Annotated in this window: 22 protein-coding genes; 13 read left to right on the top strand and 9 right to left on the bottom strand. The window is 71.6% G+C overall.

Translation table 11 applies throughout. The features are described from left to right. The 5 genes from BBK14_RS08975 to folE form a co-directional block, all read left to right on the top strand. A partial coding sequence (locus tag BBK14_RS08975; RefSeq protein WP_116430029.1) for an IS630 family transposase occupies positions 1–588 on the top strand: 588 nt, incomplete at its 5' end. 133 nt (positions 589–721) lie between these two features. Beyond that, positions 722–1,855: a zinc-dependent metalloprotease gene (locus tag BBK14_RS08970; RefSeq protein WP_071060918.1), complete on the top strand. Its 1,134-nt coding sequence runs from the start codon at positions 722–724 to the stop codon at positions 1,853–1,855. A gap of 70 nt (positions 1,856–1,925) precedes the next feature. Then, positions 1,926–3,752 (top strand): hypoxanthine phosphoribosyltransferase, encoded by a 1,827-nt coding sequence (hpt, locus tag BBK14_RS08965; protein WP_071060947.1) that lies wholly within the window; start codon positions 1,926–1,928, stop codon positions 3,750–3,752. A 300-nt stretch (positions 3,753–4,052) separates the two neighbouring features. Continuing rightward, positions 4,053–6,314, top strand: coding sequence for an ATP-dependent zinc metalloprotease FtsH (gene ftsH, locus BBK14_RS08960; protein WP_071060916.1), 2,262 nt, complete (start codon positions 4,053–4,055; stop codon positions 6,312–6,314). Beyond that, positions 6,311–7,075 (top strand): GTP cyclohydrolase I FolE, encoded by a 765-nt coding sequence (folE, locus tag BBK14_RS08955; RefSeq protein ID WP_071060914.1) that lies wholly within the window; start codon positions 6,311–6,313, stop codon positions 7,073–7,075. The genes ftsH and folE overlap by 4 nt, the downstream gene beginning before the upstream one ends. Before the next feature lie 107 nt (positions 7,076–7,182). Here the strand turns inward: folE and glsA are convergent, their stop codons facing one another. From glsA to BBK14_RS08940, 3 genes are all read right to left on the bottom strand, one after another. After that, positions 7,183–8,982 (bottom strand): glutaminase A, encoded by a 1,800-nt coding sequence (glsA, locus tag BBK14_RS08950; protein WP_235013683.1) that lies wholly within the window; start codon positions 8,980–8,982, stop codon positions 7,183–7,185. Positions 8,983–9,181: 199 nt separating this feature from the next. After that, the gene (gene hisG, locus BBK14_RS08945) at positions 9,182–10,027 is read right to left on the bottom strand and encodes an ATP phosphoribosyltransferase (protein ID WP_071060945.1); all 846 of its coding nucleotides are present in this window, start codon (positions 10,025–10,027) and stop codon (positions 9,182–9,184) included. Between the two features lie 64 nt (positions 10,028–10,091). Then, positions 10,092–10,403 carry a phosphoribosyl-ATP diphosphatase gene (locus BBK14_RS08940; RefSeq protein WP_071060910.1) on the bottom strand — a complete coding sequence of 104 codons (312 nt, stop codon included), beginning with the start codon at positions 10,401–10,403 and terminating at the stop codon, positions 10,092–10,094. Between the two features lie 388 nt (positions 10,404–10,791). Between BBK14_RS08940 and BBK14_RS08935 the strand changes: the two genes are divergently transcribed. Beyond that, entirely contained in the window at positions 10,792–11,598 is an 807-nt protein-coding gene (locus BBK14_RS08935; protein WP_071060907.1) for a Cof-type HAD-IIB family hydrolase, read from the top strand. Positions 11,599–11,616: 18 nt separating this feature from the next. Here BBK14_RS08935 and BBK14_RS08930 read toward each other — a convergent pair whose 3' ends face one another. Both BBK14_RS08930 and BBK14_RS08920 read right to left on the bottom strand, forming a co-directional pair. Next, positions 11,617–12,492: a helix-turn-helix domain-containing protein gene (locus BBK14_RS08930; protein WP_241831322.1), complete on the bottom strand. Its 876-nt coding sequence runs from the start codon at positions 12,490–12,492 to the stop codon at positions 11,617–11,619. 657 nt (positions 12,493–13,149) lie between these two features. Continuing rightward, positions 13,150–13,347, bottom strand: a complete 198-nt coding sequence (locus tag BBK14_RS08920; protein WP_071060904.1) for a hypothetical protein — start codon at positions 13,345–13,347, stop codon at positions 13,150–13,152. 563 nt (positions 13,348–13,910) lie between these two features. On the opposite strand from BBK14_RS08920, the gene BBK14_RS36805 reads away from it, so the two are divergent. From BBK14_RS36805 to BBK14_RS08905, 3 genes are all read left to right on the top strand, one after another. Continuing rightward, entirely contained in the window at positions 13,911–15,146 is a 1,236-nt protein-coding gene (locus BBK14_RS36805) for a DUF4064 domain-containing protein (RefSeq protein ID WP_071060902.1), read from the top strand. A 271-nt stretch (positions 15,147–15,417) separates the two neighbouring features. Continuing rightward, positions 15,418–16,989: a TldD/PmbA family protein gene (locus BBK14_RS08910; protein ID WP_071060900.1), complete on the top strand. Its 1,572-nt coding sequence runs from the start codon at positions 15,418–15,420 to the stop codon at positions 16,987–16,989. Further along, positions 16,986–18,515 carry a metallopeptidase TldD-related protein gene (locus BBK14_RS08905; RefSeq protein ID WP_071060898.1) on the top strand — a complete coding sequence of 510 codons (1,530 nt, stop codon included), beginning with the start codon at positions 16,986–16,988 and terminating at the stop codon, positions 18,513–18,515. Before BBK14_RS08910 ends, BBK14_RS08905 begins: the two co-directional genes overlap by 4 nt. 43 nt (positions 18,516–18,558) lie before the next feature. Here BBK14_RS08905 and BBK14_RS08900 read toward each other — a convergent pair whose 3' ends face one another. The 3 genes from BBK14_RS08900 to BBK14_RS08890 all read right to left on the bottom strand — a co-directional run bounded on the left by BBK14_RS08900 (position 18,559) and on the right by BBK14_RS08890 (position 20,523). After that, a complete protein-coding gene (locus BBK14_RS08900; RefSeq protein WP_083390817.1) occupies positions 18,559–19,122 on the bottom strand; it encodes a bacterial proteasome activator family protein in 564 nt (187 codons plus the stop codon). A gap of 99 nt (positions 19,123–19,221) precedes the next feature. Next, positions 19,222–20,199, bottom strand: a complete 978-nt coding sequence (locus BBK14_RS08895) for an NAD(P)H-quinone oxidoreductase (protein ID WP_275078463.1) — start codon at positions 20,197–20,199, stop codon at positions 19,222–19,224. 57 nt (positions 20,200–20,256) lie between these two features. After that, positions 20,257–20,523 carry a hypothetical protein gene (locus BBK14_RS08890; protein WP_241831321.1) on the bottom strand — a complete coding sequence of 89 codons (267 nt, stop codon included), beginning with the start codon at positions 20,521–20,523 and terminating at the stop codon, positions 20,257–20,259. 403 nt (positions 20,524–20,926) lie between these two features. Here BBK14_RS08890 and BBK14_RS08885 point away from each other — a divergent pair, with 403 nt between their 5' ends. The 4 genes from BBK14_RS08885 (at position 20,927) to BBK14_RS08870 (ending at position 25,263) form a co-directional block, all read left to right on the top strand. After that, positions 20,927–21,970, top strand: a complete 1,044-nt coding sequence (locus BBK14_RS08885; protein ID WP_241831320.1) for a SigE family RNA polymerase sigma factor — start codon at positions 20,927–20,929, stop codon at positions 21,968–21,970. Positions 21,971–22,121: 151 nt separating this feature from the next. Then, entirely contained in the window at positions 22,122–23,714 is a 1,593-nt protein-coding gene (locus BBK14_RS08880; RefSeq protein WP_131802197.1) for a hypothetical protein, read from the top strand. A 581-nt stretch (positions 23,715–24,295) separates the two neighbouring features. Continuing rightward, positions 24,296–24,838 carry a hypothetical protein gene (locus BBK14_RS08875; RefSeq protein ID WP_071060890.1) on the top strand — a complete coding sequence of 181 codons (543 nt, stop codon included), beginning with the start codon at positions 24,296–24,298 and terminating at the stop codon, positions 24,836–24,838. After that, the gene (locus BBK14_RS08870; protein WP_083390808.1) at positions 24,835–25,263 is read left to right on the top strand and encodes a DUF3817 domain-containing protein; all 429 of its coding nucleotides are present in this window, start codon (positions 24,835–24,837) and stop codon (positions 25,261–25,263) included. The genes BBK14_RS08875 and BBK14_RS08870 overlap by 4 nt, the downstream gene beginning before the upstream one ends. A 42-nt stretch (positions 25,264–25,305) precedes the next feature. Here the strand turns inward: BBK14_RS08870 and BBK14_RS08865 are convergent, their stop codons facing one another. After that, positions 25,306–26,115 (bottom strand): hypothetical protein, encoded by an 810-nt coding sequence (locus tag BBK14_RS08865; RefSeq protein ID WP_071060888.1) that lies wholly within the window; start codon positions 26,113–26,115, stop codon positions 25,306–25,308. Between the last annotated feature and the right edge of the window lie 151 nt (positions 26,116–26,266).

Here is a 26,266-nt window from a genome sequence, read left to right as displayed (position 1 = left end):
CCACCACGGAACGCGGCGGTCTTCTCCGTCGACGAGAAACCACAGATCCAGGCGCTGGAGCGGACCGCGCCGGTGCTGCCGATGGTGCCGGGCACCCCCGAGCGGCGCAGCCACGACTACCACCGCCACGGCACCGTCGACCTGTTCGCCGCGTTGAACACCGCCACCGGCAAGGTCCTCAGCGCGGTCTCCGCCCAGCACACCGCCAGGGACTTCATCGGCTTCCTCGCCGAGATCGACCGTCAGGTCGAGCCGAATCTGGCGATCCACCTGATCTGCRACAACCTCTCCGTGCACAAGGCACCAACGGTGCGCAGGTGGCTGGTGGAGCATCCGAGGTTCGCCCTGCACTTCACCCCCACCTACTCGTCCTGGCTGAACCAGGTAGAGCGGTGGTTCGCCGAGCTGCAACGCCGCTGCCTGGCCCGGGGCGTCTTCTGCTCCGTCGACGAGCTGACCCACGCCCTCGAAAAATGGATCAGTCACTGGAACGAGAACGCCAGGCCCTTCAAGTGGACCAGGACCGCCGACCAGATCATCGACGCGATCGGACACTACTGCGCGCGAATCTCCGGACCGGGACACTAGGTCATCGGACAACAAAGAACACCACAGGCCCTGCCGACCTCAACAGCAGGGCACCACGGACGGCTCCCCGGGCCCGACTGGCGTCGTCCGATCGGGCGGGCGAAGCGGGCGGAAGCCCGGTACGCTCCTATTCGTGGACGCTGAGCTGGTGGACTGGGAACTCGCCGTAACGACGGCGAAGAAGCTCGTCCGACCAGGGCCGCAGCGAAGCCGGGCGGAGGCGGACGAGATCGTCTCGGAGCTCCGGCGCCTGGCTGTCATCGCCGAGGGCCATGTGCAGGACTACACCCAGCTCGTCCCCGCCGGGCCACCGACCCCGATCGCGGTCGTCGACCGGCCGGAGTGGGTTCGTTCCAACGTCGCCGGGCTGCGCGTGGCCACCACGCCCCTGATCGAGAAGCTCTCCGACCAGAGCCGCGGCCGGCTCGCCGCCGCGGTGGGCCGGCGGGTCACCGGTGTCCAGGTCGGGTCCGCGCTCGCCTACCTCGCGGGCAAGGTTCTCGGCCAGTTCGAGGTCTTCCTCCCGCCGGAGGAGTATGAGGCGGGCGGCGCCGCGAGCGCCCCGTCCCTGGCGAAGCCCGGCGCTCCGACCCCGGTGGGGCGGCTCAGCCTCGTCGCGCCGAACATCGCCCACGCCGAGGAGACCCTGCGGGTGGTCCCGCGCGACTTCCGGCTCTGGGTCTGCCTGCACGAGCAGACGCACCGCAGCCAGTTCACCGCCGTCCCGTGGCTGCGCGAGCACCTCGAGTCCGAGATCGCGGCGTTCATCGGCGCGACCGACCTCGATCCCGAAGTCCTCGCCGACCGGCTCCGCTCCGCCGTCACGGCGCTGCGCAGCGCCGTGCGCGACCACGGGCCGGACACGCCGAGCGTCGTGGAGGCGTTGCAGACCCCGGCGCAGCGCGCCGTCCTCGACCGCCTCCAGGCGCTGATGACCCTGCTCGAGGGGCACGCCGACCAGGTCATGGACGCGGTCGGCCCGCAGGTCGTGCCGACGGTGGCCGACATCCGCGGCAAGTTCGACAACCGGCGCTCCGGCGGCTCGCCCATCGACCGTTTCCTACGTCGCCTGCTCGGGCTGGATCTCAAGATGCAGCAGTACCGCCAGGGCGGGGCGTTCGTCCGCGCCGTGGTCGCCGAGGTCGGCGTGGAGGGCTTCAACCACGTCTGGCAGTCGCCGCAGACCCTGCCCACCCGCCCTGAGCTGACCGACCCGGGCGCGTGGATGCTCCGGGTGCTCGGCACCCGCCCGTCGATGTCCGCGTGACGGTTCGGCCCGCGTGACGGTCCGGCCGACGCACGGTCCACAGCCCGCCGCGCTCGGGCGGGGCCGGGGGATGCCCGCTCCGGCCGTCGCCGCGGTGCGGCTGGCCGTCCGCGACGCGGTGGCCGACGTCCCACCCGGCGGCCTCGTCCTCGTCGCCTGTTCGGGCGGAGCGGATTCACTCGCGCTCGCCGCCGCGCTGGCCTTCGTGGCTCCCCGCCGCGCGCTGCGGGCCGGGCTCCTGACGGTGGACCACGGATGGGACGACACCTCACGACCCCGCGCCGAGGAGGTCGCCGCGAGCGGCCGGCTGCTCGGCCTGTCCCCGGTGGAGGTGCTCGCCGCACCGTCACCGAGATCCGAGGGCGCGGCCCGGGACTCGCGCCGCGCCGCGCTGCTCGCAGCCGGCGAGCGCCTAGGCGCGCACGCGGTGCTGCTCGGCCACACCCTCGACGACCAGGCCGAGACCGTCCTGCTGCGGCTCGCCCGCGGCTCGGGAGCACGGTCGCTGAGCGGCATGCCCGCCACGGACGGCGCCATCCGCCGCCCGCTGCTGCGGCTGCGGCGCGACCAGACCCGCCAGGCCTGCCAGTCTCTCGGCCTGGAGTTCTGGGACGACCCCACCAACACCGACCCGGCCTTCGCCCGGGCCCGGACACGGTCAACCGTGCTGCCGGTGCTGGAGGCGGAGCTGGGGCCGGGCATCGCCGAGGCGCTGGCCCGCACCGCCGACCTGCTGCGGGCGGACGCGGACGCGCTCGAGGCACAGGCGGAGTCGGTCTACGCCGAGCTCGCCGGGAGCGCCGCGGATGCCACGGCGCCACGGGCACCGCGCACGCCGCTGGCGGCGGAGGCGGAGCTGGGGCCGCGGGTCGAGTTCGACGTGGCGGCCCTCGCGGGCCTGACACAGGCGTTGCGGAGCCGGGTCCTGCGCCGCGCCGCGCTGGCGGCCGGGTCGTCGGCGTCCGCGCTGCGCGCCGACCACATCTGGGCCGTCGAGGACCTGGTGACCCGCTGGCGCGGGCAGAAGCCCGTCCCGCTGCCGTCGGGGGTGCTCGCCCGCCGTACCGGTGGCAGGATCGCCCTCGTCGGCCCGGATGCACCGGTCCGTCCCGACATGCCGGCCGGTGCGGGTCACCCGGGCTGTCCCGGTGTGGTCCGCGCGCCCGGTGAGCGTGGCGGACCGACGTCCCGCGCCCCGGCGTCGGGCACTCTGACGCCAGGCACCCCGGCGTCGGGCGACCGAGGACCAGGCGACCCAGCGCGCAACGAGGAGGACAGGCCGGTGAGCCAGGCCGCGACCGCGAAGCCCGACCACGACGGCACTTCGATCCCGGCCGGCGGGCCGCCCCGGGCGCATCCCGACATCGACGAGATCCTGGTCAGCCGGGATGAGATCGCCGCGAAGATCGCGGAGCTGGCGGCCCGCGTCGACGCGGACTACGCCGGTCGCGAGATCCTCCTGGTCGGCGTACTCAAGGGCGCCGTGATGGTGATGGCGGACCTCTCCCGGGCCCTGTCGGTGCCGATCACGATGGAGTTCATGGCCGTCTCGTCGTACGGTTCGACGACGTCGTCCTCCGGTGTGGTCCGCATCCTCAAGGATCTCGACCGGTCGATCGAGGGCCAGGACGTGCTGGTCGTCGAGGACATCATCGACTCCGGGCTGACCCTCTCCTGGCTGCTGCGGAACCTGCGGTCGCGCGGGCCGGCGTCGCTGGAGGTGCTGGCGCTGTTCCGTAAGCCCGAGGCGATCACCGTGGACGTCGACGTCCGCTATGTCGGGTTCGACATCCCGAGTGCCTTCGTCGTGGGCTACGGCCTGGACTACGCCGAGCACTATCGGACCCTGCCGTTCGTAGGCACCCTCACGCCCGAGGCGATCGCCCGGCGCGCCTGACGGGCCGCGAGGCGGGGATCCGTCCCCCGGTCAGGCCCGGCCACGACACGGGTTCCGGGGAGGTCACGGGCCGGTTCACCCGAGTCAGGCGGGGCCGGCACCGCTGATCGGCAGGTGTCCGGTAGCCCGCCGGTACGTCCCCGAGGGCCGTTACGGAACAGTGCGGCCCCCCGGTCCGTTGCTCGGATGTACGCGCGGTGAGATGCGCGTGCCGGCGGTACCCTCGGCACAAGGGAATCCCGATCGAGGGCARCACACACGGCAGGAGGGTGGAACGCTTGTGTCCGGCGTTCCAGACAGATGACTCCAAGAAGAATCTTCCGCGGCTGGGTACCTCTGCTGCTCCTGGTCCTCTTCGTGATCATCCTCACGACGGGCGTGCTGTCCGGACCGAGTGAGTATCAGAAAGCAGACCTGAGCTTCGTACAGCAGCAGATCGACCAGAGCGCCGGAGCAAAACCCGAGACCAGGGTCGTCGATGCGACGATCCAGGACTCCAAGCAGATCATCCGGATCGAGCTGGGGAACGGCAAGAAGTACGAGTCGTCCTTCGCCACCGAGCAGGCCCTGGTCCTCGCCAACGAGCTCAAGCAGCAGAACATCAAGTACAACGTCTCCGTCGACCGCGGGAACGTCCTCGTCTCGCTGCTACTCAACCTGCTCCCCGTGCTGTTGATCGTGTTCCTGCTGCTGTTCTTCATGAACCAGATGCAGGGCGGCGGCAACCGCGTCATGAACTTCGGCAAGTCCAAGGCGAAACTGGTCAGCAAGGACACACCCAAGACCACGTTCGCCGATGTCGCCGGCGCGGACGAGGCGATCGAGGAGCTCCAGGAGATCAAGGAGTTCCTCGAGAACCCGGGCAAGTTCCAGGCGATCGGCGCCAAGATCCCCAAGGGCGTCCTGCTCTACGGGCCGCCCGGCACCGGCAAGACGCTGCTCGCCCGCGCCGTCGCAGGTGAGGCCGGCGTCCCGTTCTACTCGATCTCCGGCTCCGACTTCGTCGAGATGTTCGTCGGCGTCGGCGCGAGCCGGGTCCGCGACCTGTTCGAGCAGGCCAAGGCGAACGCGCCCGCGATCATCTTCGTGGACGAGATCGACGCCGTCGGCCGGCACCGCGGGGCGGGCCTGGGCGGTGGCCACGACGAGCGCGAGCAGACCCTCAACCAGCTCCTGGTCGAGATGGACGGGTTCGACGTGAAGGGCGGCGTCATCCTGATCGCCGCGACCAACCGGCCCGACATCCTCGACCCGGCCCTGCTGCGTCCCGGCCGGTTCGACCGCCAGATCGTGGTCGACCGCCCCGACCTGCTCGGTCGCGAGGCGATCCTGAAGGTCCACGCCAAGGGCAAGCCGATCAGCTCGGACGTCGACATGCTGATCATCGCCCGGCGCACCCCCGGCTTCACCGGCGCGGACCTGGCGAACGTGCTCAACGAGGCGGCGCTGCTCGCCGCGCGGTCGGACGTCCGGTTCATCTCGTCGGCGCTGCTCGAGGAGTCGATCGACCGGGTCATGGCCGGGCCGGAGCGCAAGACCCGCGCGATGAGCGACCGGGAGAAGAAGCGGATCGCCTACCACGAGGGCGGTCATGCCCTGGTGGCGCACGCGCTCCCCAACGCCGACCCGGTTCACAAGATCACGATCCTGCCGCGTGGCCGGGCGCTCGGGTACACGATGCAGCTCCCCCTGGAGGACAAGTACCTGTCGACCAGGTCGGAGATGCTCGACCGGCTCGCCGTCCTCCTCGGCGGGCGCACCGCGGAGGAGCTCGTCTTCCACGAGCCGACCACCGGGGCCAGCGACGACATCGAGAAGGCGACCCAGATCGCCCGCGCGATGATCACCCAGTACGGCATGAGCGACAAGCTCGGCGCGATCAAGTTCGGCAGCGAGTCCGGTGAGGTCTTCCTCGGCCGCGACATGGGCCACCAGCGCGACTACTCCGAGGAGGTCGCGAGCGAGATCGACGACGAGGTTCGCCGGCTGATCGAGGCCGCGCACGACGAGGCCTGGGAGATCCTGGTCACCTACCGGGACGTCCTCGACAACCTCGTCCTGCGGTTGATGGACACCGAGACCCTGAGCAAGGACGACGTGCTCGAGGTCTTCGCCACTGTCCAGAAGCGCCCCAGCCGTGGTTCGTACACCGGCGTGGGGCGGCGCATCCCGTCGGACCGACCGCCGGTGCAGACCCCGGCCGAGCTGGGTCTCGTCCCGTCCAAGGTCTCTGACCTGGTGAAGGGCAACGGCGGGCCGGCCGGCCATGCCACGAACGGCGGCGGCACGAACGGCGGCGGTTCGGCGAACGGCGGTGGGGTGAGCGGCGGCAACGGCACTGCGGGCCACCCCCGCCCGGCAGGCCAGGCCGACCCGGGCACCGCCGGAGGTCCCGCGGGCCTCGGGCACGGCGACCCCGCGCAGAGCGGGCCCGGACACAGCGCCCCGAGCCCGGCCCACGGCACACCCCCGCCGGGATCCCCGCCACCGGAAGGCCCCCGGATCGCGAACCCCTGGGCACCGCCCACCTGGGACAACGATGACGACAGGAGACGCCGTTGACCTCCGATTCCGACCAGGCGCAGACCATCGTGCGACAGGCTGGTGAGCTGAACGCGGGCTCCTCCGGGCTGGACCAGGGTGTCTCGCCGGGATCGGCCACCGAGAGCAACGTCTCGGACAACGTGACCGACGCGAAGGGCGCCGGCAGCGGCATCGAGGCGCGGCGGCGGCTGAAGCGGCCGGAGATGGTTCGGCCCTTCGACCACGAGCGGGTCGCCCGGGCCGTCCGTGAGTTGCTGATCGGCATCGGCGAGGACCCGGACCGCGAAGGCCTACGCAAGACCCCGGACCGCGTCGCGCGCGCCTACCAGGAGGCGGTCGAAGGCCTCGGCCGGGACCCGGCGGAGGTCCTGACCACGGTCTTCGACGAGGGCCACGACGAGATGGTGCTGGTCCGCGACATCGACTTCTCGTCGCTGTGCGAGCACCACCTCGTGGTCTTCGCCGGCAAGGCACACGTGGCCTACATCCCGAACGAGAAGGGGCAGATCACCGGCCTGTCCAAGCTGGCCCGGCTGGTCGACCTCTACGCCCGCCGGCCGCAGGTCCAGGAGCGCCTCACCTCTCAGGTCGCCGACGCACTCGTCGACGTCCTCGACCCGCGGGGCGTCATGGTCGTCGTCGAGGCGGAGCACCTCTGCATGTCGATGCGCGGTGTCCGCAAGCCGGGGGCGACCACGGTGACCTCGGCGGTGCGCGGCCAGTTCCTGAGCCCGGCCACCCGCAGCGAGGGAATGTCGCTGATCATTCGGGGTCGCTGACCCCCGGTCCGAGCCCGGACTCGTTCCGGGCTCGGGCACCCGGCTCGCAGTCGTTCCGGGCTCGGCTCGGCTCGCGCCCGCAGGCGGCAGGCCAGGCCCGGAGGCACTCACTCTTCGAGCGACTGGATCTCCCGGGTCGCTCGGCGCAGCTGTGCCGAGAGACTGCGCGCGATCGCGCGCACCAGCGCGTTGTAGACGTCTGGATGCTCGCGCACCAGGGTGTCGAACGCCGCGACCGAGAGCACCTCGCAGGTCATGGTCTCCGCGACGACGATCCGGGTGGAACGCCGGCCGCCGTCGACGAGTGCCAGCTCACCGAAGGCACTGCCCGCTGGAACCGAGCTGAGCCGGAACCAGCGCGTCCCGTCCGCGTTCGGCGCCTGYGCGTTCGCCAGGCCCCTGGTGACGAAGTAGAGCGCGTCCGCCGGATCTCCCTCGTCGAAGACCGTCGCGCCGCGTTCGTAGGTGCGTCGTTCGCACATCGCGCCGATGACCCGGGTGCCCTCCTTGCCGAGATCGGTGAGCAGTTCCTGCGCACCGAGCGGGACGTGCGCGGTCGGCGGGAGGGTCGCGAGGTCCTCGCGCATCAGCAGCGCCTCCTCCGCCCATTCGAGCGCGGTCTCCAGATCGGCAACGCGCTGCGTGCTCCAGTCCCCCCGCATCAGGCGGTCGACGCCCGGAAGCCCACGCGGGTCGGCGAACAGGACGTTGACATCCCGGCTGGCCAGCTCGTCGAGCAGCACCCGCAGGAGCTCGAGGGCGGGCTCCCGGACGGCGGCTACCCGGCGCAGGTCGAGCACCACCCAGCGGACGTCGTCCAGGTGCTGGCGGACGGTGCGCACAACCCGCTCCGCGCTGGCGAACACCAGATCGCCCTGCAGCTCGTGGATGACGATCGCGGAACCCCGTACGGCGAGGACGGCCCGTTCGCGCGCGCCTCGCATCCGCTTCGAGCTCAGCGCGTCGCCACGGTGCGTGCCCCGTACCGGGTGCGGCGGTTCTCCCTGCGGGGCAAGGAGATGCAGTGCGAACCGGGAGGCCAGCCGCTCGCAGGCGCGCACGCCGCGGACGCTGTTGCCCACCTCGTCGAGCGGCGGGCTGAAGACGCCGATCCCGAGCTGCCCGGGTAGCACCGCGCACACTCCTCCGGCGACCCCGCTCTTCGCGGGCAGGCCCACCCGGAACAGCCAGGTTCCCGCCCGGTCGTACATGCCGCAGGTCGCCATGACGGTCAGCACATGGTTGACGTGCTCCTCGTTCAGGACGCGCTCGCCGGTCAGCGGGTTCACCCCGCCGCGGGCGAGGGTGCCGGCCATCACCGCGAGGTCCGCCGCGGTGACCTCCACGGCGCACTGCCGGAAGTAGACCTCGCAGATCTCGTCCACCGGCCCCCGCAGCGCTCCCGCGCCACGCATCAGGTAGCCGATCGCACGGTTTCGATCACCGGTGTCCCGCTCGGAGGCGAAGACCCGCTCATTCACGGTCAACTGCCTGCCCGCGAACGCCGACAGACCCGTCAGGACACGGTCGAAACGCTCGGCCGCGTCACCGCCGCCCACCAGGCTGGAGGTGAGCAGCGCCCCGGCGTTCACCATCGGGTTCAGCGGACGGCCGGTCTCCGGCTCGAGCGTGATCGCGTTGAAGGCGTCACCGGTCGGCTCGACCCCGACCCTGGCCAGCACACCATCGGTCCCGCGGTCGCGCAGGGCCAGCGCGTAAACGAACGGCTTCGACACCGACTGGATCGTGAACGGGACGTCGCTGTCGCCCGCCCGGTAGCGCAGCCCGTCCATCGTCGTGACGGCGAGGCCGAACAGGTCCGGGTCCGCGGTCGCGAGCTCGGGGATGAAGCTGGCGACCTTCCCGGACCGGTCGGTGCGGAAAGCCTCATGGATGTCCGCAAGCATCCGCTCCATCGGACCGGTGTCCGGTGCTCGTAGACGGGAGTCCTTGGCTGTCCGTGCGTTCCCGCCCGCGCGCATGGATCGATGAAAACACGAACATCGCACGGACGTGGCCGGACGAACCAGCGCCAGCCGGCCAGGCGCGACAGCCAGCGCCGAGGCGCGGCCGGCGCTCGCGGCACGGCCGTCAGTGGGCCGAGCGCTACAGCCGGCAGGCCTGGATACCGGAGACCAGGATCCCGCGCGCGCCGAGATCCCACAGGTCGTCCATGGTGCGGTTGACGTCGGCCTTCAGGACCATCGCCCGGACCGCGACCCAGCCCTCCCGCTGCAGCGGGGAGATCGTCGGGGATTCGTAGCCCGGGGTGATCTCGCAGGCCTTCTCCAGCACGGAGGAGGGCACGTCGTAGTCCATCATCACGTACCGCCGGGCCACCAGGACGCCCTGCACCCGGCGCAGCAGCCGCTCGTGAGCGGCCGACAGATCCGCCCCGCGCTTGGCGATCATGATTGCCTCGGAGCGCAGCACCGACTCGCCGACGAGCTCGAGTCCGGCCGCCCGCAGGGTCCGCCCGGTCTCGACGACGTCGGCCACCGCGTCCGCCACGCCGAGCCGCACGGCGGTCTCGACGGCGCCGTCCAGCTTGACGATCTGGACCGAGATGCCGCGCCCGGCGAGGTCGGTACGCACCAGGCCGGGGAACGACGTGGCGACCCGCAGCCCGTCAAGCTCCTTGATGTCGCTCATGGTGCCGGCCGGCGCCGCGTAGTGGAACGCCGACTGGCCGAACCCGAGGGGCACCAGCTCCTGCGCCGACGTGTTGCTGTCGACGAGGAGATCACGGCCGGTGATGCCGAGATCGAGCCGGCCGGTGCCGACGTACACGGCGATGTCACGCGGACGCAGAAAGAAGAACTCGATGTCGTTCTCGACGTCGGCCACCACCAGCTCGGCGGACTCCCGCCGCGCGAGGTAACCCGCGTCGCACAGCAACTGGCTGGAGGCCGCCGCGAGCCCGCCCTTGTTCGGAACCGCAATACGCAGCATCATCAACACTCGCCAAAGGCACGGAGGGCCGCAAAGCGGACGACCACGGAAAGGCAGGACCTACTCACAGGTGCGAGTATACGTCGTCCAGGGAAAGGCCCAGGGAAATCATCATCAGCTGGCTCCAGTAGAGGAGCTGGGAGAGTTCCTCGGCAGCCCGCTCCCGACTCTCGTGCTCGGCGGCCATCCACGTCTCGGCGGCCTCCTCGACGAGCTTCTTGCCGAGATGGTGCACGCCCAGGTCGAGCGCGGCGACAGTACCGGAGCCCGGTGTCCGCTCACGCCATTTCCCGCCGAGCTCGACAAAGAGTTCGTCAAATGTTTTTCTCTCGCGGCCTGTTCTCGCGCCACGAGGTGATCCGACGACAGACGGCAACGGTGGGGTTCCACCCGGCGTACCACCGGCCTGGCCACCGGCGGCCGCGGACTCCCCTCCCGGGACGCCCCCGCCACTCCCGCCGTCGGTGCCCCCCGCGCCGCCGGTAACGGGCGAACGAGACGCCTCGGACGCGTCGGAGAAGGCCATGTCCGCATGCTACCCGCAGTGGCGGGGGCGACAGCCGGCAACGATCATCGGTGTGCGCCACCGTGTCAGGCGCCGTTGATCTCCGATATCCGGCTCGTCGGCGGTGTCCGGGAACGGGATCATCCCCGGCGGAGATCCGGTTCCCCGCGCCCGGGACACCGTTCGCCCGCGACACCGTTCGGGACATGAGGACGACACCGGCACAGTCCTCTCGGACGATGGTGTCCCATCCCGGTGAATGGTTGACTGGTTACTTGTGTCCCGTCCCGTTCTCGTCGCCACCGACCTGGACGGAACCCTGATCCGCACCGACGGCACCGTCTCCGACCGGACCAGAGACGCCCTGCGACAGGTCGAGAACTCCGGCTCCACGGTCGTGTTCGTCACCGGCCGTCCCACCCGGGTGATGGCGGACGTCGTCCGGCAGACCGCGGTCTCGGGCCTCGCCATCTGCGCGAACGGCGCACTCGTCTACGACCTCGACACCGGCGTTCCGGTAAGCCAGACGATTCTGGAGACGCCCGCGGCGTTGAAGCTGGCCGCCGCGATCCGGGCAGCGGTACCCGACGCCACCTTCGCGGTGGAGAGCGGTGTGCGATTCGGCCGCGAACCCGATTTCCTGACCATGTGGCCGGATCCGGGCGAACTGGTCGCCGGTTTCCACGAGCTGCTCGAGCACCTGCCTGCGACGAAGCTGCTGGTCCGCCGGGGCGGCGCGTCGCTGGCCGACGTGTACGAGACGGTCGTCGCCCTGGCCGGAACCGAGGCGGTCGTCACGACGTCCAGTCACGACCTGATCGAGATCGCCGGCCCGGGGGTGTCGAAGGCCGTCGCGCTGGCTGAACTGGCGAGCGAGCGCGGTGTGCTCGCCGCCGAGGTGGTCGCGTTCGGCGACATGCCCAACGACCTGCCCATGTTCGCCTGGGCCGGGCACGCGGTCGCCGTCGCCAACGCCCATCCGGACGTCCTCGCCGCCGCCGACGAGATCACCGCGTCGAACGACGACGACGGTGTCGCTCAGGTACTGGAACGACTGTTTTCCTGAAACGACGGGCCGGCCGGGTCAGCCGTCGCCCCTCGGCCGGGCCAGGTCGGCGTACAGGGTCTTGTACCGCGAGAGGATCGGCTCCAGATCGTCCACRCCGCGGCTGGCGTACTGGTCGAAGAAGCGCGTGTAGAAGTCGACGCTTTTCCGGTCACGCAGGATCGTGGCGTCCATCGACTCCGCCAACACGACGTTGTCGTCCAGGATGGTGAACCCCTGCATAGGCGGGTAACCGAGATCAGCTGTGTCCGGAACCACTTTCACGGTCACGTTGGCGAGCTGGGCGACGGCCTCGACCCTGTCGACCTGAGCCAGCATGGCGCCCGGGGGTGCGAACCTGTTCCGGAAAACCGTCTCGAATATCACGAACTCAAATTCTCGACTCGGGTCGTATAAGAGTTCTTGACGGCGCGCACGCAGTGACACCGTCGCTGCGGTATCAGCCCATTTACTCTCCGCGTCCCCGTGGGTGAGACCGAAGTACTCATTGATTACCCGTCGAGTGTATTCACCGATCTGGAGCAGGCCGGGTATCAGGATCGGTTCCAGATTCCGGATCCGATGCGCTCGCGTTTCCTCGGCGGAGAAGTCCTGCTGACCGACAGTGYCTCTGCGGGCGGGACCACGGGTCGTGCCGGCATGGTCCTGATCCGCACCCGCCTGGTCGACGAGGCTGGCGACAAGGGCCTGCGGCGCGTCCAGGGCGACGGCAATGCGCTCCACGTCGGCGGGGGACGGCCGCGCGACACCCCGCTCGATCTTCGAGATCTTCGCCTGGCTCATGTGCACCAGCGCTCCCAGCCGCTCCCCGGTCAGCCCCCGCTCACCGCGCAGCCGAGCAAGGACGACGCCCACCGGCTCCCTGCCAGAAAGATCGCTACTGCGCTCAGTCATTTCCTTCGTCCGCCATCGGGACGCCCGGGAGGCAGGCGGTGCCGGGTCGGTGTCGCTCGCCGAGCCCAGCACCGACCGACATCGAGCCTGTCCTCGCTATATTCCTGTCGGGAGCGAATCCGCGGCGCGGAGCAGCAGCTCACGTGGGATCCGGACCCGGGCTTCCCCATCCGGGGGATCCTCGTGCGACCTCTGCCGCGGGAACACCCAGCCCTGGACGACGACGTCACCGTCGTCCGTAACGTAGATCGTCGGACAGGCGCCCCCGTTGCAGGTGGCCACAGGCACGAGTTTCATTCGCTACCTTCCCCCCTCGCGCACGCGATCTACGCGAGTGTGCTGAGACTAGCAGGGTCGGAACAGGAATAACCTGCGACTCTGCGGACTATGACGGGCACCCGGAATACTACGGCGGTCGCGGACCAGCCTGGCCCGCCGTGGACGACGCCCGCGACGCATCCCTCGACGGCCCGCGCATAGATCACCATTGGCACAATCAGCGCTGGTCACGGACTCCCAAACACGATTGACACGCCGCAACGGACCTACCTTGGTCCAATCGACGCAGTAACCTGCCGGCGGTGGTGCGGTGCGGCGTCAGCGGCCGTCCGGTGGCCCGGTTCCAGCGTGGCGACGGAGGCAGGCGCCCGGCGCGGCCTAGGCGCCCAGGCTCCGTACGGCGGCGATCAGAAGCTCCCGTGGGATCTCCACGAGATGCTCACCCGGAGCCAGTTCGACCTCCGCCTCATCAGCGGAGACGCCAGGCCCCTGGACGGCGATCGTGCCGGCTTCGGTCAGATACAGCCGAGGACAGGAGCCCGCTCCACACGCGGGCGTGAGTGGGGTCATACGCATCCGGTCCGACCTCTCTTCGCGCGCCCCCGGCCACCGCCACCGACAAATCAGGCGTGGGTGGCGTGGCGCAGCCCGGACGGACTCGCCGTCCGTTACGACGGGATCGTTGAACCGAGTAGACCACAACAGCGCACCACACTCACGGACTGCGACGGCCGACGGATCCGTACCTCTCACCCGAAAGCACCCAGAATCATAAAAATAGGACAAGAAGTAGTCATACAACTACCCGATGTTGACAGAAACGGGCATTGGACGGGATTCGCGAAAACTCGCCGATTATTCCGGCTTAAGTACTTGCGATTCGCGGCCAGGACGGTCACGATTCGTGTAGGTCCTGGCGGTGGCCAGGGCCTCAAGGTCCTCCCGCACCCGAGGAGGTGCATGGATGTCTGGCACGGGGGCATGGCCATCCACCGAACCACGATTGTCAACGCGGCCGTGGTCCCCTTCGTTCACGCCTGTCCAACCATATGCGACGCGCCGGAGCATGCTTTCGCGGCCCATTCGAGGGGCTCGCCTGGAGCCAGACCGCGCTGACACAGGGCTGCGGGCGGTGTGAGATGACCGCGCTCACATCCATTGAGCCAGGAACTGAGATCCCAGTCGGGGACCTCGTCGTCATCGGTGTGGCGCTCACCGTCGTCGCCGCCTGCCTCGGCAGGCTCCGCGCCGCATTCATCCTCGGCATTCCGACACTGCTGCTCGCGGGCATCGCGTCGATACTCGGCTGGTTGCTCGGCGGCACGGCCGACAGCGGCAACACAGTCCCGCCGCCGGCGCGGAGCCTGTCCCCCGAGGCCACCGCCGGCGCCGCACCCGGCGGCGGCACGCACTGGGGCGCTTTCTTCCTGACCGTGCTCGGCGCGGTGCTCATCATCCTCGGTACGGTTGTGTGGGCAAGCTGGTCCAGGCGACACGGCGAGCGGTTCGAAAACGGGAACGAGACCGGGCCGGTTCCGCGCCCGGATCCCACCGCGCTGCGGTGGACACACTCCGACCTCCCCGTGTCCCTGTCGGAGCTGGACGACGACTTTTACCCCGATCTACCCGTCCAGCACCAGACGCCGCCGGACCTGAACGCATGGGCGCCGGAAACCGCACCTGCCGATGGCAGGGAGAGCACGATGGGCGGGCCCGGCCAACCGCGGAGCCGGCGGAATCACCGGGACCAGCCGACCGACCCGTTCTTCGAGAACATCGCGGCCCGCATCGACCGGATCGTCGGCCTGTATCTGAACGCGGTGACGCCCCGGCCCGGTCGTCCGGCCCGCGTCGATCTGCTCGCGCCGGACGCCCAGTACTTCGTCAGTGCACTGACCACAACACTGGACCTGTTCGGTGGCACGGCCCCGGCCGATCGGATGGAACCGCTCGTCGAAGCCGTCCGCGAGGTGGAACGTCGGTGGGACGCCGTCATCGGAACCCGGATCGGGCCGAACACGCCGGACGAGGCCGAGACGGCCAGGGCGCCGTCGGCGGCCCCACCCCGACCGGCCCCGGGACGCCCGGCCCGCGATACCAAAAGCACCGACGAGCACGCCGACGTGCCACGCCCCACGGCAGCGTCGAAGCACCGGCTGCGGATACCGCCACGGCCCGCGCCTCCCCCACGGCCCGCGCTCCCGCTGGTGCCCGGCGGCGCGAACAGCGACGGCGACCGGCGCCGCCGCAGGCTGCCGGGCGAGCATCCCGCGAGGAACCACCGAATCCGCCCGGAGCTCGACCGACCGGCGGAACCCGACGAGCCCGACGGGCCCAGCAGCCCTCGCGAGTCCGACCGGCCCGACCGCACCTGATCGCTTCCGATCGCCCGGCCGGCCCGGCCACGGGCCCACGGGCCCACGGGCCCACGGGCCCACGGCGACCCATCCGAATCGCGTCGACATCTTGATGTCGGCGCCCGCACGTCTCCGGGTCGGCCTCAGCTCGGGGGGAGGCCGACCCGGAGACCCACTCGCGTGCCCCTTTGTGGCTCTGTCACCGGCTCCGGTACCCCCGGCGACGCGGATCCCGGGTGGAGTCGCATGCGACGGCACTGCCGACGGTCGGGGAGGCCAGGATAGGAGCATGGCGACCTCCGTTCCCCGGGATCCGGCCGAGCCGGCCCTGCCCCCGCACGAGATCGACGAGGAGTTCCGCGCGCTGCCCGCCGCGGCCCTCACCGACGCCGCGCTCCAGGCCGCCCGAGACCTGGGTGCCGCCCACGCCGACATCCGGATCGAACGTCTCAAGGAGTCGTCGCTGTCGTTCCGCGACGCCGGCCTGGAGAGCCGTTCGGACGGTGTCACCGCGGGCTTCGCCGTCCGCGTCGTCCACGACGGGACCTGGGGCTTCGCCGCCGGTGTGGATCTGACCGTGGACGAGGCCGTGCGGGTCGCCCGGGAGGCCGTCGCCATGGCGAAGTTGGCGCGGCCGCTGAACTCCGAGCCGGTCGAGCTGGCCGACGAGCCCGTCCACGCCGGCGCGACCTGGGTCTCCAGCTACGCCACGGACCCGTTCTCGGTCGATCCGCGCGACCAGGTCGAGCGGATCGGCGGGCTGTGCCGGTCGCTGTACTCCGCCGAGGACGTCGATCACGTCGACGGACGGTTCGCCGCCGTCATAGAGAACAAGTTCTACGCCGACACCGCCGGGACGGACACCACCCAGCAGCGGGTCCGCGTGCTCTGCCAGCTCGAGGCGACCCGGGTCGACCCGGCGGGTGGCTTCGAGTCCATGCGCACCATCGCGCCTCCGGCCGGCCGCGGCTGGGAGTGGATGGTCAGCGGCCCGGCCGCCGGCTGCTGGGACTGGGAGTCCGAGATCGAGCTCATCCCCTCCCTGCTGGCAGAGAAGGCGAAGGCGTCGTCGGTGGAACCGGGGCGCTACGACCTGGTTATCGACCCGTCGAACCTGTGGCTGACGATCCACGAGTCGGTCGGGCACGCCACCGAGCTCGACCGGGCTCTCGGCTACGAGGCCGCTTACGCCGGGACCTCCTTCGCCACGCTCGACAAGCTCGGGTCGCTGCGCTACGGATCACCGGCGATGACCGTGACCGGCGACCGGACGGCACCGCACGGCCTGGCCACCATCGGCTACGACGACGAGGGCGTGCAGACCCGCCGCTGGGACATCGTCCGCGACGGTGTCCTGGTCGGCTACCAGCTCGACCGGCGGATGGCGGCGCAGAACGCGTCCGCGCTCGGCGTGGACCGCTCCAACGGCTGCGCCTTCGCGGACTCCCCCGGGCATGTACCGCTCCAGCGGATGGCGAACGTCTCACTGCTCCCCGCGCCCGGCGGGCCGTCCACGGAGGACCTGATCGGCCGGGTCGACCGGGGGATCTACGTGGTCGGCGACCGAAGCTGGTCGATCGACATGCAGCGCTACAACTTCCAGTTCACCGGGCAGCGGTTCTACGAGATCCGCAAGGGCCGGATCGTCGGCCAGCTGCGCGACGTCGCCTACCAGGCGACCACCACGGACTTCTGGGGCTCGCTGGACGCCGTGGGCGGCCCCGAGACCTACGTGCTGGGCGGGGCGTTCAACTGTGGCAAGGGCCAGCCCGGCCAGGTCGCGGCGGTCAGCCACGGCTGCCCGTCGGCGCTGTTCCGCGACGTCAACATCCTGAACACGCGCCGCGAGGGCGGCCGATGAGCGAGGGGCTCCCGGTGACGGGCACGACACAGGCGATCCGTGCTTCGCACGAGATCGTCGAACGGGCGCTGGAGCTGTCCCGCGCGGACGGCGCGATCGTGATCGCCAGCGAGTCGAGCACGGTGAACCTGCGCTGGGCGAACAACACGCTCACCACGAACGGTGCCGCGCGTGACCGCTCCGTGACCATCATCAGCGTGATCGGGCGCTCGTTCGGGGTGCGCTCCACCTCGACGGTGGACGGGCCGGGCGGCGGGGCCGATCTGGCGGGCCTGGAGGCGCTGGTCCGCGCCTCCGAGGCGGCCGCACGCGAATCAGACGACGCCGAGGACTACAGCGACCTGGTCGTGCCTGCGGCGGCGGCGGTCGGCGGCCGGTCCTTCACCGACCCGGCCGAGCGGACCAGCAGCGACGTGTTCGCCTCCTTCGCCGGCGACCTGGCCGAGGCGTTCGGCGCGGCGCGGGCGGAGGGCCGGCGCCTGTTCGGTTTCGCCGAGCACGACCACACCACGACCTGGCTCGGGACGTCGACCGGCCTGCGGCTGCGGCACAGCCAGCCCACCGGCTCGGTGGAGTGGAACGCGAAGAGCGCCGCCCCCGGTGGCTCCGTGTGGCACGGGCAGTCCACCCAGGACTTCACCGATGTGGACGTCGCCGCGACCGACGCGCGTCTGCGGGCCCGGCTGCGCTGGTGCGACCGGTCGGTGGAGCTGCCGGCCGGTCGGTACGAGACGCTTCTCCCCCCCTCCGCCGTCGCCGACCTCATGGTCTACCTGTACTGGTCGGCGGCCGGGCGGGACGCCGCCGAGGGACGCACGGTGTTCAGCCGCGCCGGCGGCGGGACGCGCGTGGGCGAGGCGCTCGGCCCCGCCGGCCTGCGCCTGTGGAGCGACCCCAGCGCGGCGGGCCTGACGACCGCGCCGTTCGTGACGGCTGGTGCGTCCTCGGCGACCTCGAGTGTCTTCGACAACGGGCTGCCGCTGGGACCGACCGACTGGATCCGGGACGGTCGTCTCAACGCGCTTGTCCAGACCCGCTCGTCGGCGCGCGCCGCGAGCCTGGCCGCCCCGGCCGCCGCGCCGAACGGCACCAGCAACAGCTCCGGCAACGGCATCAGCGCCGGCGCGGCCGGCCTCGCCGGTCAGGGCATCGCCGTGACCCCCTTCGTCGACAACCTGCTCCTCGACGGCGGCGGCACCGCCACCCTGGACGAGATGATCACCTCGACGCGGCGCGGCCTGCTCCTGACCTGCCTGTGGTACATCCGGGAGGTCGACCCTCAGGTCCTGCTACTCACCGGCCTCACCCGGGACGGCGTCTTTCTCATCGAAAACGGTGAGGTCGTCGGGGCGGTCAACAACTTCCGGTTCAACGAGTCGCCGGTGGACCTGCTGGGCCGCATCGCCGAGATCGGTGCCAGCACGCGGACGATGCCGCGGGAGTGGGCCGACTGGTTCACGCTGGCCAGAATGCCCGCGCTGCGGATTCCGGACTTCAACATGAGCTCGGTGAGCCCGGCGAGCTGACCCGCCCGACGCCGGCACCAGGCGGGTGCCGGCGTCGCCGGCGTCAGAGGTAGGCGCCGCCGAACGGCTCGTTGTCGCCCTGCTGCTGCCCGCTGGGCAGAGCCCGGCGACGCATCTCCTCGAGCTGCGCCCGCGCCGCCATCTGCTGGGCGAACAGCGCGGTCTGCAACCCGTGGAAGAGCCCCTCGAGCCAGCCGACGAGCTGCGCCTGGGCGATCCGCAGCTCACCGTCGGAGGGGGTCGCGTCCTCGTCGAACGGCAGCGACAGGCGGTCGAGCTCCGCGCGTAGCTCCGGGGCGAGCCCGTCCGAGAGCTCGGTGATCGAGCTCTGGTGGATCTGCCGGAGCCGAACGCGACTGGCGTCGTCGAGCGGTGCGGCCCGCACCTCCTCGAGCAGCTGCTTGATCATGGTGCCGATCCGCATGACCTTGTCCGGCTGGGACACCATGCCGGCGAAGGGGTTCTTGCCCTCGCCCGGCCCATCAGCGCCGGCCCGCCCGCCATGCCCCGCGGAGGGCGTGAGCGGGACGCCTACCGCGCCGGGGGCCTCCTGCAGGGCGCCGTCCGGGCCGACGACGACGACACGGGGTTCCGGTTGGTCTGTCATGCCCACCATCCTGCCCTCCTGGTCGGACGAATCCATCCGGTGGCACGGCGAACATCTCGTCCGGTCACGGCAGTTCACCCCGGCGGCCGAACCGCCGGCTCAGCCGCCCACCGTCATGACGACCTTGCCCACATGCCCGGACTCCTCCAGCACCCGGTGGGCCATGGCGACCTCGGTTATCGGCAGGACACGGTCGATCACTGGCCGGATCCGCCCGGCGGCGACCTCCGGCCAGAACTCCTCGCGCACGCCCGCGACGATCCGGGCCTTCTGCGCGTCCGGACGGGCGCGCAGCGAGAGCGCGTGCACGCTGGCCCGCTTGGGGAGCAGGGCCCCCAGGTTCAGGGTGCCCTTGGTTCCGCCCTGTAGCCCGATCACGACGAGGCGGCCCTCGGTCGCCAGCAGGTCCACGTTGCGCTCCAGGTACGACGCGCCCATGTTGTCGAGAATGACGTCGACGCCGTGGCCGCCGGTCTCCGCCCGCACCCGGGCGACGAAATCCTCGTCCCGGTAGGCGACCGTGATGTGCGCGCCGAGCTCGCGGCAGCGGACGAGCTTCTCCGCGCTGCCCGCCGTCGTGGCGACCACCGCGGACGGGCGCAGCGCCCGCACAGCCTGGATCGCGAAGGTGCCGATGCCGGACGCGCCGCCGTGGACGAGAAAGACCTCGCCGTCCGCCAGGGCCGCGCGTTCGAAGACCGTGGAGTGCACGGTGCACGCGACCTCGGGCAGGCCCGCGGCATGGATGAGGTCGACCCCGGAGGGAACCGGCAGCAGCTGGGCCGCCGGGACATTGACCTGGGTCGCGTATCCCCCGCCCACCAGCAGCGCGCACACCTCGTCACCCAGGGCGAAACCGTCGACCCCGGGGCCCAGCGCGGCCACCCGGCCGGAGCACTCCATCCCGATGATCTCGGTCGCGCCGCGGGGCGGGGGATAGAAGCCCTGCCGCTGCAGCAGATCCGCCCGGTTGACGGCCGTCGCCACGATGTCGACGGTGACCTCACCGTTGCCGGGCGGCGGGAGGTCGGGCACCTCCGACCAGCTCATGACGTCGGGTCCACCGGGAGCGCTCACCGTCACCGCATGCACGGACCTCACTGTACGGCGCGGGCCGGGTGCGCCGGCGCGAGCTCAGACGGGTTCCGGCTCCGGTTCCGGCCGCTCGGGGGCCGGCGGGGTGAAAGGGGACGGCTCGTGCGGCGCGGGCGGAAGATCGGGGGTGTCGGGGAGCAACGGCCCGGGATCGTCCGGTATCGGGGCGTCCGGGTCGAGCGGGGGCGGGTCGGGCCGCCGCGGAGTGGCGCCCGGCGTGCGCACCGGGCCGGGCGACTCCAGGGCAGGCGGTACTCGAGCGGTCAGCTCCAGGGCAGACGGCACCCGAGCAGTCAGCGCAGACATAGACATCGCCTACCCCGCACTCCGTCCGCGGGAAACATCGCCGTTCAGCGACGACGGCCACCAAGCCCCCGCTGCGAAACCCCCGGCCGCGACAGCCCTGGCTCGACAGCCCCGCCTCCGACAGCCCCAGGCGCGTGAACCCAGGAGGGACGGCACCAGCCCGGCACGAGACACCACCGCCCGAGCCTGGAACGGGTACCGCCAGGTCACGCGCCCAGCCAGGAAACGAATCCGACCAGGAGGCGATTTCGTCGGGATGTACCCCTTTCGCAATACTTCCGGCACGGAGTACCGTCCGGTCGAGCGGCGATGTCGTACCCGTTAACAAGGATCTCCCGCGGCCGCGGCGGAGACGCCCGTGGACACACGAGTATCGCCAAGACCAGCCGTGGGAGTGTGCCTGGTGAGTGTGGACAGCGCCGCGGACGTCGGCGTCCATGCGCCACGCCTGCCCACCGGCCGGGCGCGTCCGCCACGACCGGACCAGAGCGCGGGGGCGCACCGTGGACGCGGACCGCACTGGTACCCGGACTCCCTGGCCACGGGCGTGAGCACCGATGCGGCCGCCAGCGGCGCCCCGCCCCAGCGCCAGGGCTCCGACGACGGGCTCACCGGCTCCGACGATCGGCTCCCGGGCCGGCACACGGCCCGGGACGAGGCGGGGTGGTCCGACCTGGAGGACCCCGAGCCTGTTCCGGGCGAGGCGGCTGGGCCGGAATCTGCCGGCGGCACGGGCACGCCCCCGAACGCGCCGGTCGAGTTCCGGGAGTTCTTCGAGCGCCACCACCGCGAGCTGTCGCGTTTCGCCTACCTGCTCACCGGCGACCACGACGCGGCTGACGACCTCACCGCCGAGGCGCTCACGGCTGCCTGGTCCAAGTGGGAGCGGGTCAGCAGCGCGGACAGCCCACTCGCCTACGTGCGGCGCATCGTGGCGAATCTGGCCACCAGCCGGCTGCGGCGGGTGATCCGGGAACGCCGGGGGATGACCGTCCTCGGCATGCTGGCCGAACGCACCGAGCACGCTCCGGATGACGCTGACGTTCCCGCCGCCGTGGACCTGCGCGCCGCGCTGATGACCCTTCCAGCCAGGAAGCGGGCGTGTGTCGTGCTGCGGTACGCCTTCGACCTGTCCGAGGCGGACACTGCCCTGACGCTGGGAATCTCCGTCGGAACGGTGAAGAGCCAGACATCCAAGGCGGTGGCCGAGCTCGAACGGGTACTCGGCACCAGGCCCGAACTGACCCACTCCGACCCGCCGGACGGCACCCCGGCCCGAAAACCGGACGCGCGCCCCCTGGCCCCGCAGGCACCGCGCCGAGCCGGCGCCACGCGCGGCCGCCGGCGTGCGGCCGGCGGAACGGATCCGGCGAGCGTCGCCCGGTCGGCGCTGAACCGGCTGCGCGACAGCGAGGCACCCGGACGGCTCCGCGGCAGCGAGGGCTGAGAACACTCCCAAGACCCCGGAGCGCACAAAGGAGGACCCACCAGCACGTTCCTCCGGCGAGACGCCCTCGGATCCTGGAGACCTCACACCATGACTGTGTACGGCGGTGAGCGGTACCCACGACGATCGCGGGTCTCATAATGGACATGTCATGATCAGGGACCGTTTCATCTCGAGCTCTTCCCGCCGCCGGGTGGACGGTCACGGCACCGCGGGCGATCAGGCCGGCACCGGCGATCGAGCTGAGACCGGCTCGGTGGCGGCCTCGGCGCCCGTCAGCGACGGCTCCGGAGCGGCCACGGCCACGCCGCCGTCCTCCCAAGATTTCACCAGCACGCTGCGGTCCCTACTGGCCCGCGAGCTCACGGAGCACGATCCGGACACAGAACGCATCCGTGCCCGCATCGCCGCGATGGACCCGTCGGCAGCCCGGCATCTGGCGCCCGCGGCCCGGCCGGTCGATCATCCGGTGATCCCGGCGCCGAGAACGACGCCGCTGGCAGGGACGACGTCCCCGGCAGGAGCACCGCCGCCAACAGGACCAACGCCGTCGACAGGACCAGTAGAACCAGGACCGGCAGGAACCCCACCGCCAGCGGGAGCAGCCGCACGCCCGCGCGCGACCGCGCGCCAGCGCCGCCCTCGCCGGACGCGGCCACGCCTGCTCATCCCCACGGTCGTGGGCACGGCCGCGACCGCCCTGGTCGGCGTCGTCCTGCTGAGCGGCACCCTGTTCACCCCCCGACCGGACACGGGCACCGTGACGGCCGCGCCGACCCGGATTCCCCGCGCGGCCTCCGCCGATGCCGGAAATGCGCCACCGGCCGACAGCCTCGGCGTCACCCCCGCTCCGAGCAGCGCCGGGCCACCGAGTCCGGCACCGGGCGACGGGGACCCGGCCGTGCTGAGCCCCGAAGGTCTTCCGTCCCAGGGCGCGGGCGCGGGCGCGAGCGCGGCACCGTCCGGCGCGCCGGACGGACCGGCGTCCCAATCTGACCAGGGGACGGGCGGATCGGCGCCGCGGGACACCCGGCCGGGCAGCGGCGGCAGCGGCGACAACGGCGCCGCTCCCCGCCGCGACGACTCGCGCCACTCCGGCGGCCGGGACGGCTCCGGCTCCGCGGACCGCGGAGCCGGCGAAGCCGACACGCCCCCGGGTCGCGACGGCGCACGGCGTGACTCCGGCGGCTCCGGCGGCTCCGGTGGCTCCGGTGGCTCGGGCGGTGTCAGCGTGTCCACGGCGCCGTTCAGCCACGGCCAGGAAGTGAGCCTGCCGACGGCGGGGTGCCTCGACTGGGTCCTGTTCGGCGCGGACGGCGTCCAGACCCGGGCCGACATCCCGCGGCCCGGGATCGGCACCGCCCGGATCGAGCGCGGCCCCGGCTCTGGCTCGGGCGGATTCGCCAACCGCTTCTCCTGGCACGGCGGCCGGCCCGTCAGCTCCGGTTCCCGCGACGACGACCGACTGGTCATCGAGGGCTCCGTACGGCTGGACGTGGCCCTGGCCGGCCAGGCGCGGCGCCTCGATCTCTATCTGGGCTCCCCGGACGGCAGCGTGCGCGTCACCGTGGGCGATGGTCGGAACGCCTGGTCGCGCAGCGTGGCACTAAGTGCCCGGCAGCGGGGGGACGCCGACGGGGTGCTCTCCGTGTGGCTTCCCCGCGGTCAGGGCTCGATCGCCGTCACCGTGGCGGCCGGTTCGGGCGTCGGGCTGCTCACGCTCGCGGCGGGAGTCCTCTACTGAGGACTGCCGCGGCACGGGCTCCGAACCGCTTCAGCCACGCCACACAGTAGCCAACCAAAGAACATGACAGACACCAGGCAAACACCGAGGCCCATCAAAGGACTCTTCCCAGACAACAGAAAAAAACATCGCGAAAGATGGCAACCTGGCACACGGTCCGAAGCGACTGGACATATGAACGCACCGCCGTACTCCGCGCCAGGTTGCGGTGGTCGTTCCGGCCCGCCCGATCCCCGCTAACCCCCCCCAGCCGGGCGGGCGGGCCGCACACAGCGCGGAAGCTCGAACACCAGGTACGCCGCTCGGCAAACGAAGTGCCCTCCGCCGAGCGGTACCAGAGCTCCGTCCGGTGGGAGGGTTGCTTTCCGCCCGTCAGGCCCTCCCACCACACTTCCCCATGGCGCCCTCCCCCGCCGGCCGGCCCAGTCAGGCACCTCCCGGTGGCCCTTGGCACGGATCACACTGTGATCCGGGCCAATCGCCCGGTCGGACCAGTCGGAGCGGCCCCGGCAGGAGGCGTCCGCCACGTCCGGATCGTCTGTTGTACCCGCCGGCCCAACCCGGCGGGTAGCGTCGGTCCCGTGCGCAGGATCCTGCTCTCCCCGTGGTGGCTCGCCCGTCACGCGCTCGCGCTCGCACTGATCGCGTTCTTCCTCCGGATGGGCGTCTGGCAGTGGACGAAGGGCGAATCCGATCACGGCAGCATGCAGAACCTCTTCTACGGCGTCGAATGGCCGATGTTCGCCGCGTTCGTCGCCTACTGGTGGTATCGCATGATCTCCGAGGATCTCCGCCCACGCGACCCCGACGATCCGGGACCCCAGTGGGGCAAGGCCGGACGCATCGCGCCCGAGGCGCCCGCTCCCACGGGCGGCGACCCTCTGAACGGACCAGGCTCACTCGTGGCCGTACCGCGCCAGGGGAAAGCCGGAACCGTGGCGGTGACGCCCGCGCCGGCCCGGCTCGGCCGTCCGACGGCTGGTGATCCGCTGGCCGGTGATCCGCTGGCCGAGGTGGAGACCGACGAGGACCGCGAGCTCGCCGCCTACAACCGCTATCTCGCGTCGCTGTACGAACGCGACACCGCTGGCTCCGACAACGACACCAAGGGAGACCGCAGGTGACGGCATCCTCCGACCCCGTGACGTCACGGTCGGCCGCCCCGGCGTCCGGTCGGCCGGCAACACCCGGTGGGGGGCGTTCCGCGCCCGCCGCGGTCAGGTCCGCGCTCCTGCGCTACCGGATCATCGCCTATGTGGTCGGCGTCGTCCTGATCGCGCTGGTCGTGGTCGGAATGCCGCTGAAGTACCTGGCGGACGAGCCGTCCGTCGTGGCGGCCATCGGGCCGATCCACGGCGTGCTCTACATGGTCTACCTGGCGGCGACGCTCGATCTGGCGAGCCGGATCCGCCTCCCGGCCAGCCGGACCGTCCTGGTCATGCTCGCGGGCACGATCCCCTTCCTGTCCTTCGTCGCGGAGCGGAAGATCGCCGGGCTCGTCCGCGCCGGGCTCGCCGGCGCTGCCGGCACCGGCCGGGCACCCGTCTAGGCACCGCGCCCACCCCGCCGCTGCCGGCAGCGGACCAGGTCGTCAGGTCGCCGGGACGTCGGCCTCGCTCCCCCGCGGCTCGGGGAGGTCCACGAACGGCGGGCGCCGGATCCTGGTCGCGACGGTGATGGGAAGGGTCTCCCCGGCCGCGAGTCGGCGCGGCCGGGCGAGCCCGAACGGCCGCGCCGCGAGGACCTGAGCCCGCTCCATCCCGAACGCGAAGTACCGCCCGTCGGACCAGACCACAAGCTCCTCCGCACGCCGGCCACCGCGGCTCACGATCATCCGCCGGCGGCCCGGCTCCCAGACGATCGCCAGCAGGTGCTCCCCCAGCGTCTCCAGCGCGCGCTGGCCAGCCGCCCGGTACGCGCGCATCAGCGCGGACGCGACTCCCGTGCCGTGATCTCCGTCAGCCGCCCGGTCCCGCTCCCCGCGCGATCCCAGATCACCGAGCTCATCGTCAACAGCCCCGCCGGCATCACCCAGATCACCTGGGTCCCTCCGTTTTCCGAGGTGGACGGCGTCTCTGTCCGGTTTCCCCCCGCGCAGCGAGCGCAGCGGCACCGGCCGCCATGATCTCCCCGGCCGTAGCACGGTCACCGACCCCACGCCGGGGACGACCCACCCGTCCGCGGCATGCTCCGCGATCACGATGACCAGCCCGGACGGCCCCACAAGCACGGACGGCATCGGGGCGGCGGCGCTGTCAGCGGCCGTCACCACCCCGAACGGACCATCCAGGTGCACGCGACGCGCGGCGGGCAGACCGATCGAGGAAGCCGCGAGCATCCCGGTCAGCGCCGAGCGACGGACATCCGCGCCGTCCAGCCGCAGCAGCCCGCACACGGTCATGCCGTCCTCCCGCCCCGCGCGCGCCCTAGCGGAACGCCCAACCGCGCTCCCGCGCCGGAACGTAGCAGCTCGAGGACCCGCCGACCGGGCCGTTGCGCCCGATGGCCGGCTCGTCCGCGCCAGGTTGCCCCGCGGGACCCGTCAGCCGGTC

Source organism: Parafrankia soli (assembly GCF_001854695.1).
In the GTDB taxonomy this organism is placed as follows: domain Bacteria; phylum Actinomycetota; class Actinomycetes; order Frankiales; family Frankiaceae; genus Parafrankia; species Parafrankia soli.
The sequence above is the reverse complement of the archived record's forward strand: the minus strand, read 5'-3'. Positions and strand labels throughout refer to the sequence as shown.

Bases quoted from the DNA above. Each gene is read 5' to 3' on its own strand.
- hpt (WP_071060947.1), top strand. From the start codon at position 1,926: ATGCCCGCTCCGGCCGTCGCCGCGGTGCGGCTGGCCGTCCGCGACGCG.
- ftsH (WP_071060916.1), top strand. From the start codon at position 4,053: ATGACTCCAAGAAGAATCTTCCGCGGCTGGGTACCTCTGCTGCTCCTG.
- hisG (WP_071060945.1), bottom strand. From the start codon at position 10,027: ATGCTGCGTATTGCGGTTCCGAACAAGGGCGGGCTCGCGGCGGCCTCC.
- BBK14_RS08935 (WP_071060907.1), top strand. From the start codon at position 10,792: ATGGTTGACTGGTTACTTGTGTCCCGTCCCGTTCTCGTCGCCACCGAC.
- BBK14_RS08920 (WP_071060904.1), bottom strand. From the start codon at position 13,347: ATGCGTATGACCCCACTCACGCCCGCGTGTGGAGCGGGCTCCTGTCCT.
- BBK14_RS36805 (WP_071060902.1), top strand. From the start codon at position 13,911: ATGACCGCGCTCACATCCATTGAGCCAGGAACTGAGATCCCAGTCGGG.
- BBK14_RS08910 (WP_071060900.1), top strand. From the start codon at position 15,418: ATGGCGACCTCCGTTCCCCGGGATCCGGCCGAGCCGGCCCTGCCCCCG.
- BBK14_RS08905 (WP_071060898.1), top strand. From the start codon at position 16,986: ATGAGCGAGGGGCTCCCGGTGACGGGCACGACACAGGCGATCCGTGCT.
- BBK14_RS08900 (WP_083390817.1), bottom strand. From the start codon at position 19,122: ATGACAGACCAACCGGAACCCCGTGTCGTCGTCGTCGGCCCGGACGGC.
- BBK14_RS08890 (WP_241831321.1), bottom strand. From the start codon at position 20,523: ATGTCTGCGCTGACTGCTCGGGTGCCGTCTGCCCTGGAGCTGACCGCT.
- BBK14_RS08880 (WP_131802197.1), top strand. From the start codon at position 22,122: ATGATCAGGGACCGTTTCATCTCGAGCTCTTCCCGCCGCCGGGTGGAC.
- BBK14_RS08865 (WP_071060888.1), bottom strand. From the start codon at position 26,115: ATGACCGTGTGCGGGCTGCTGCGGCTGGACGGCGCGGATGTCCGTCGC.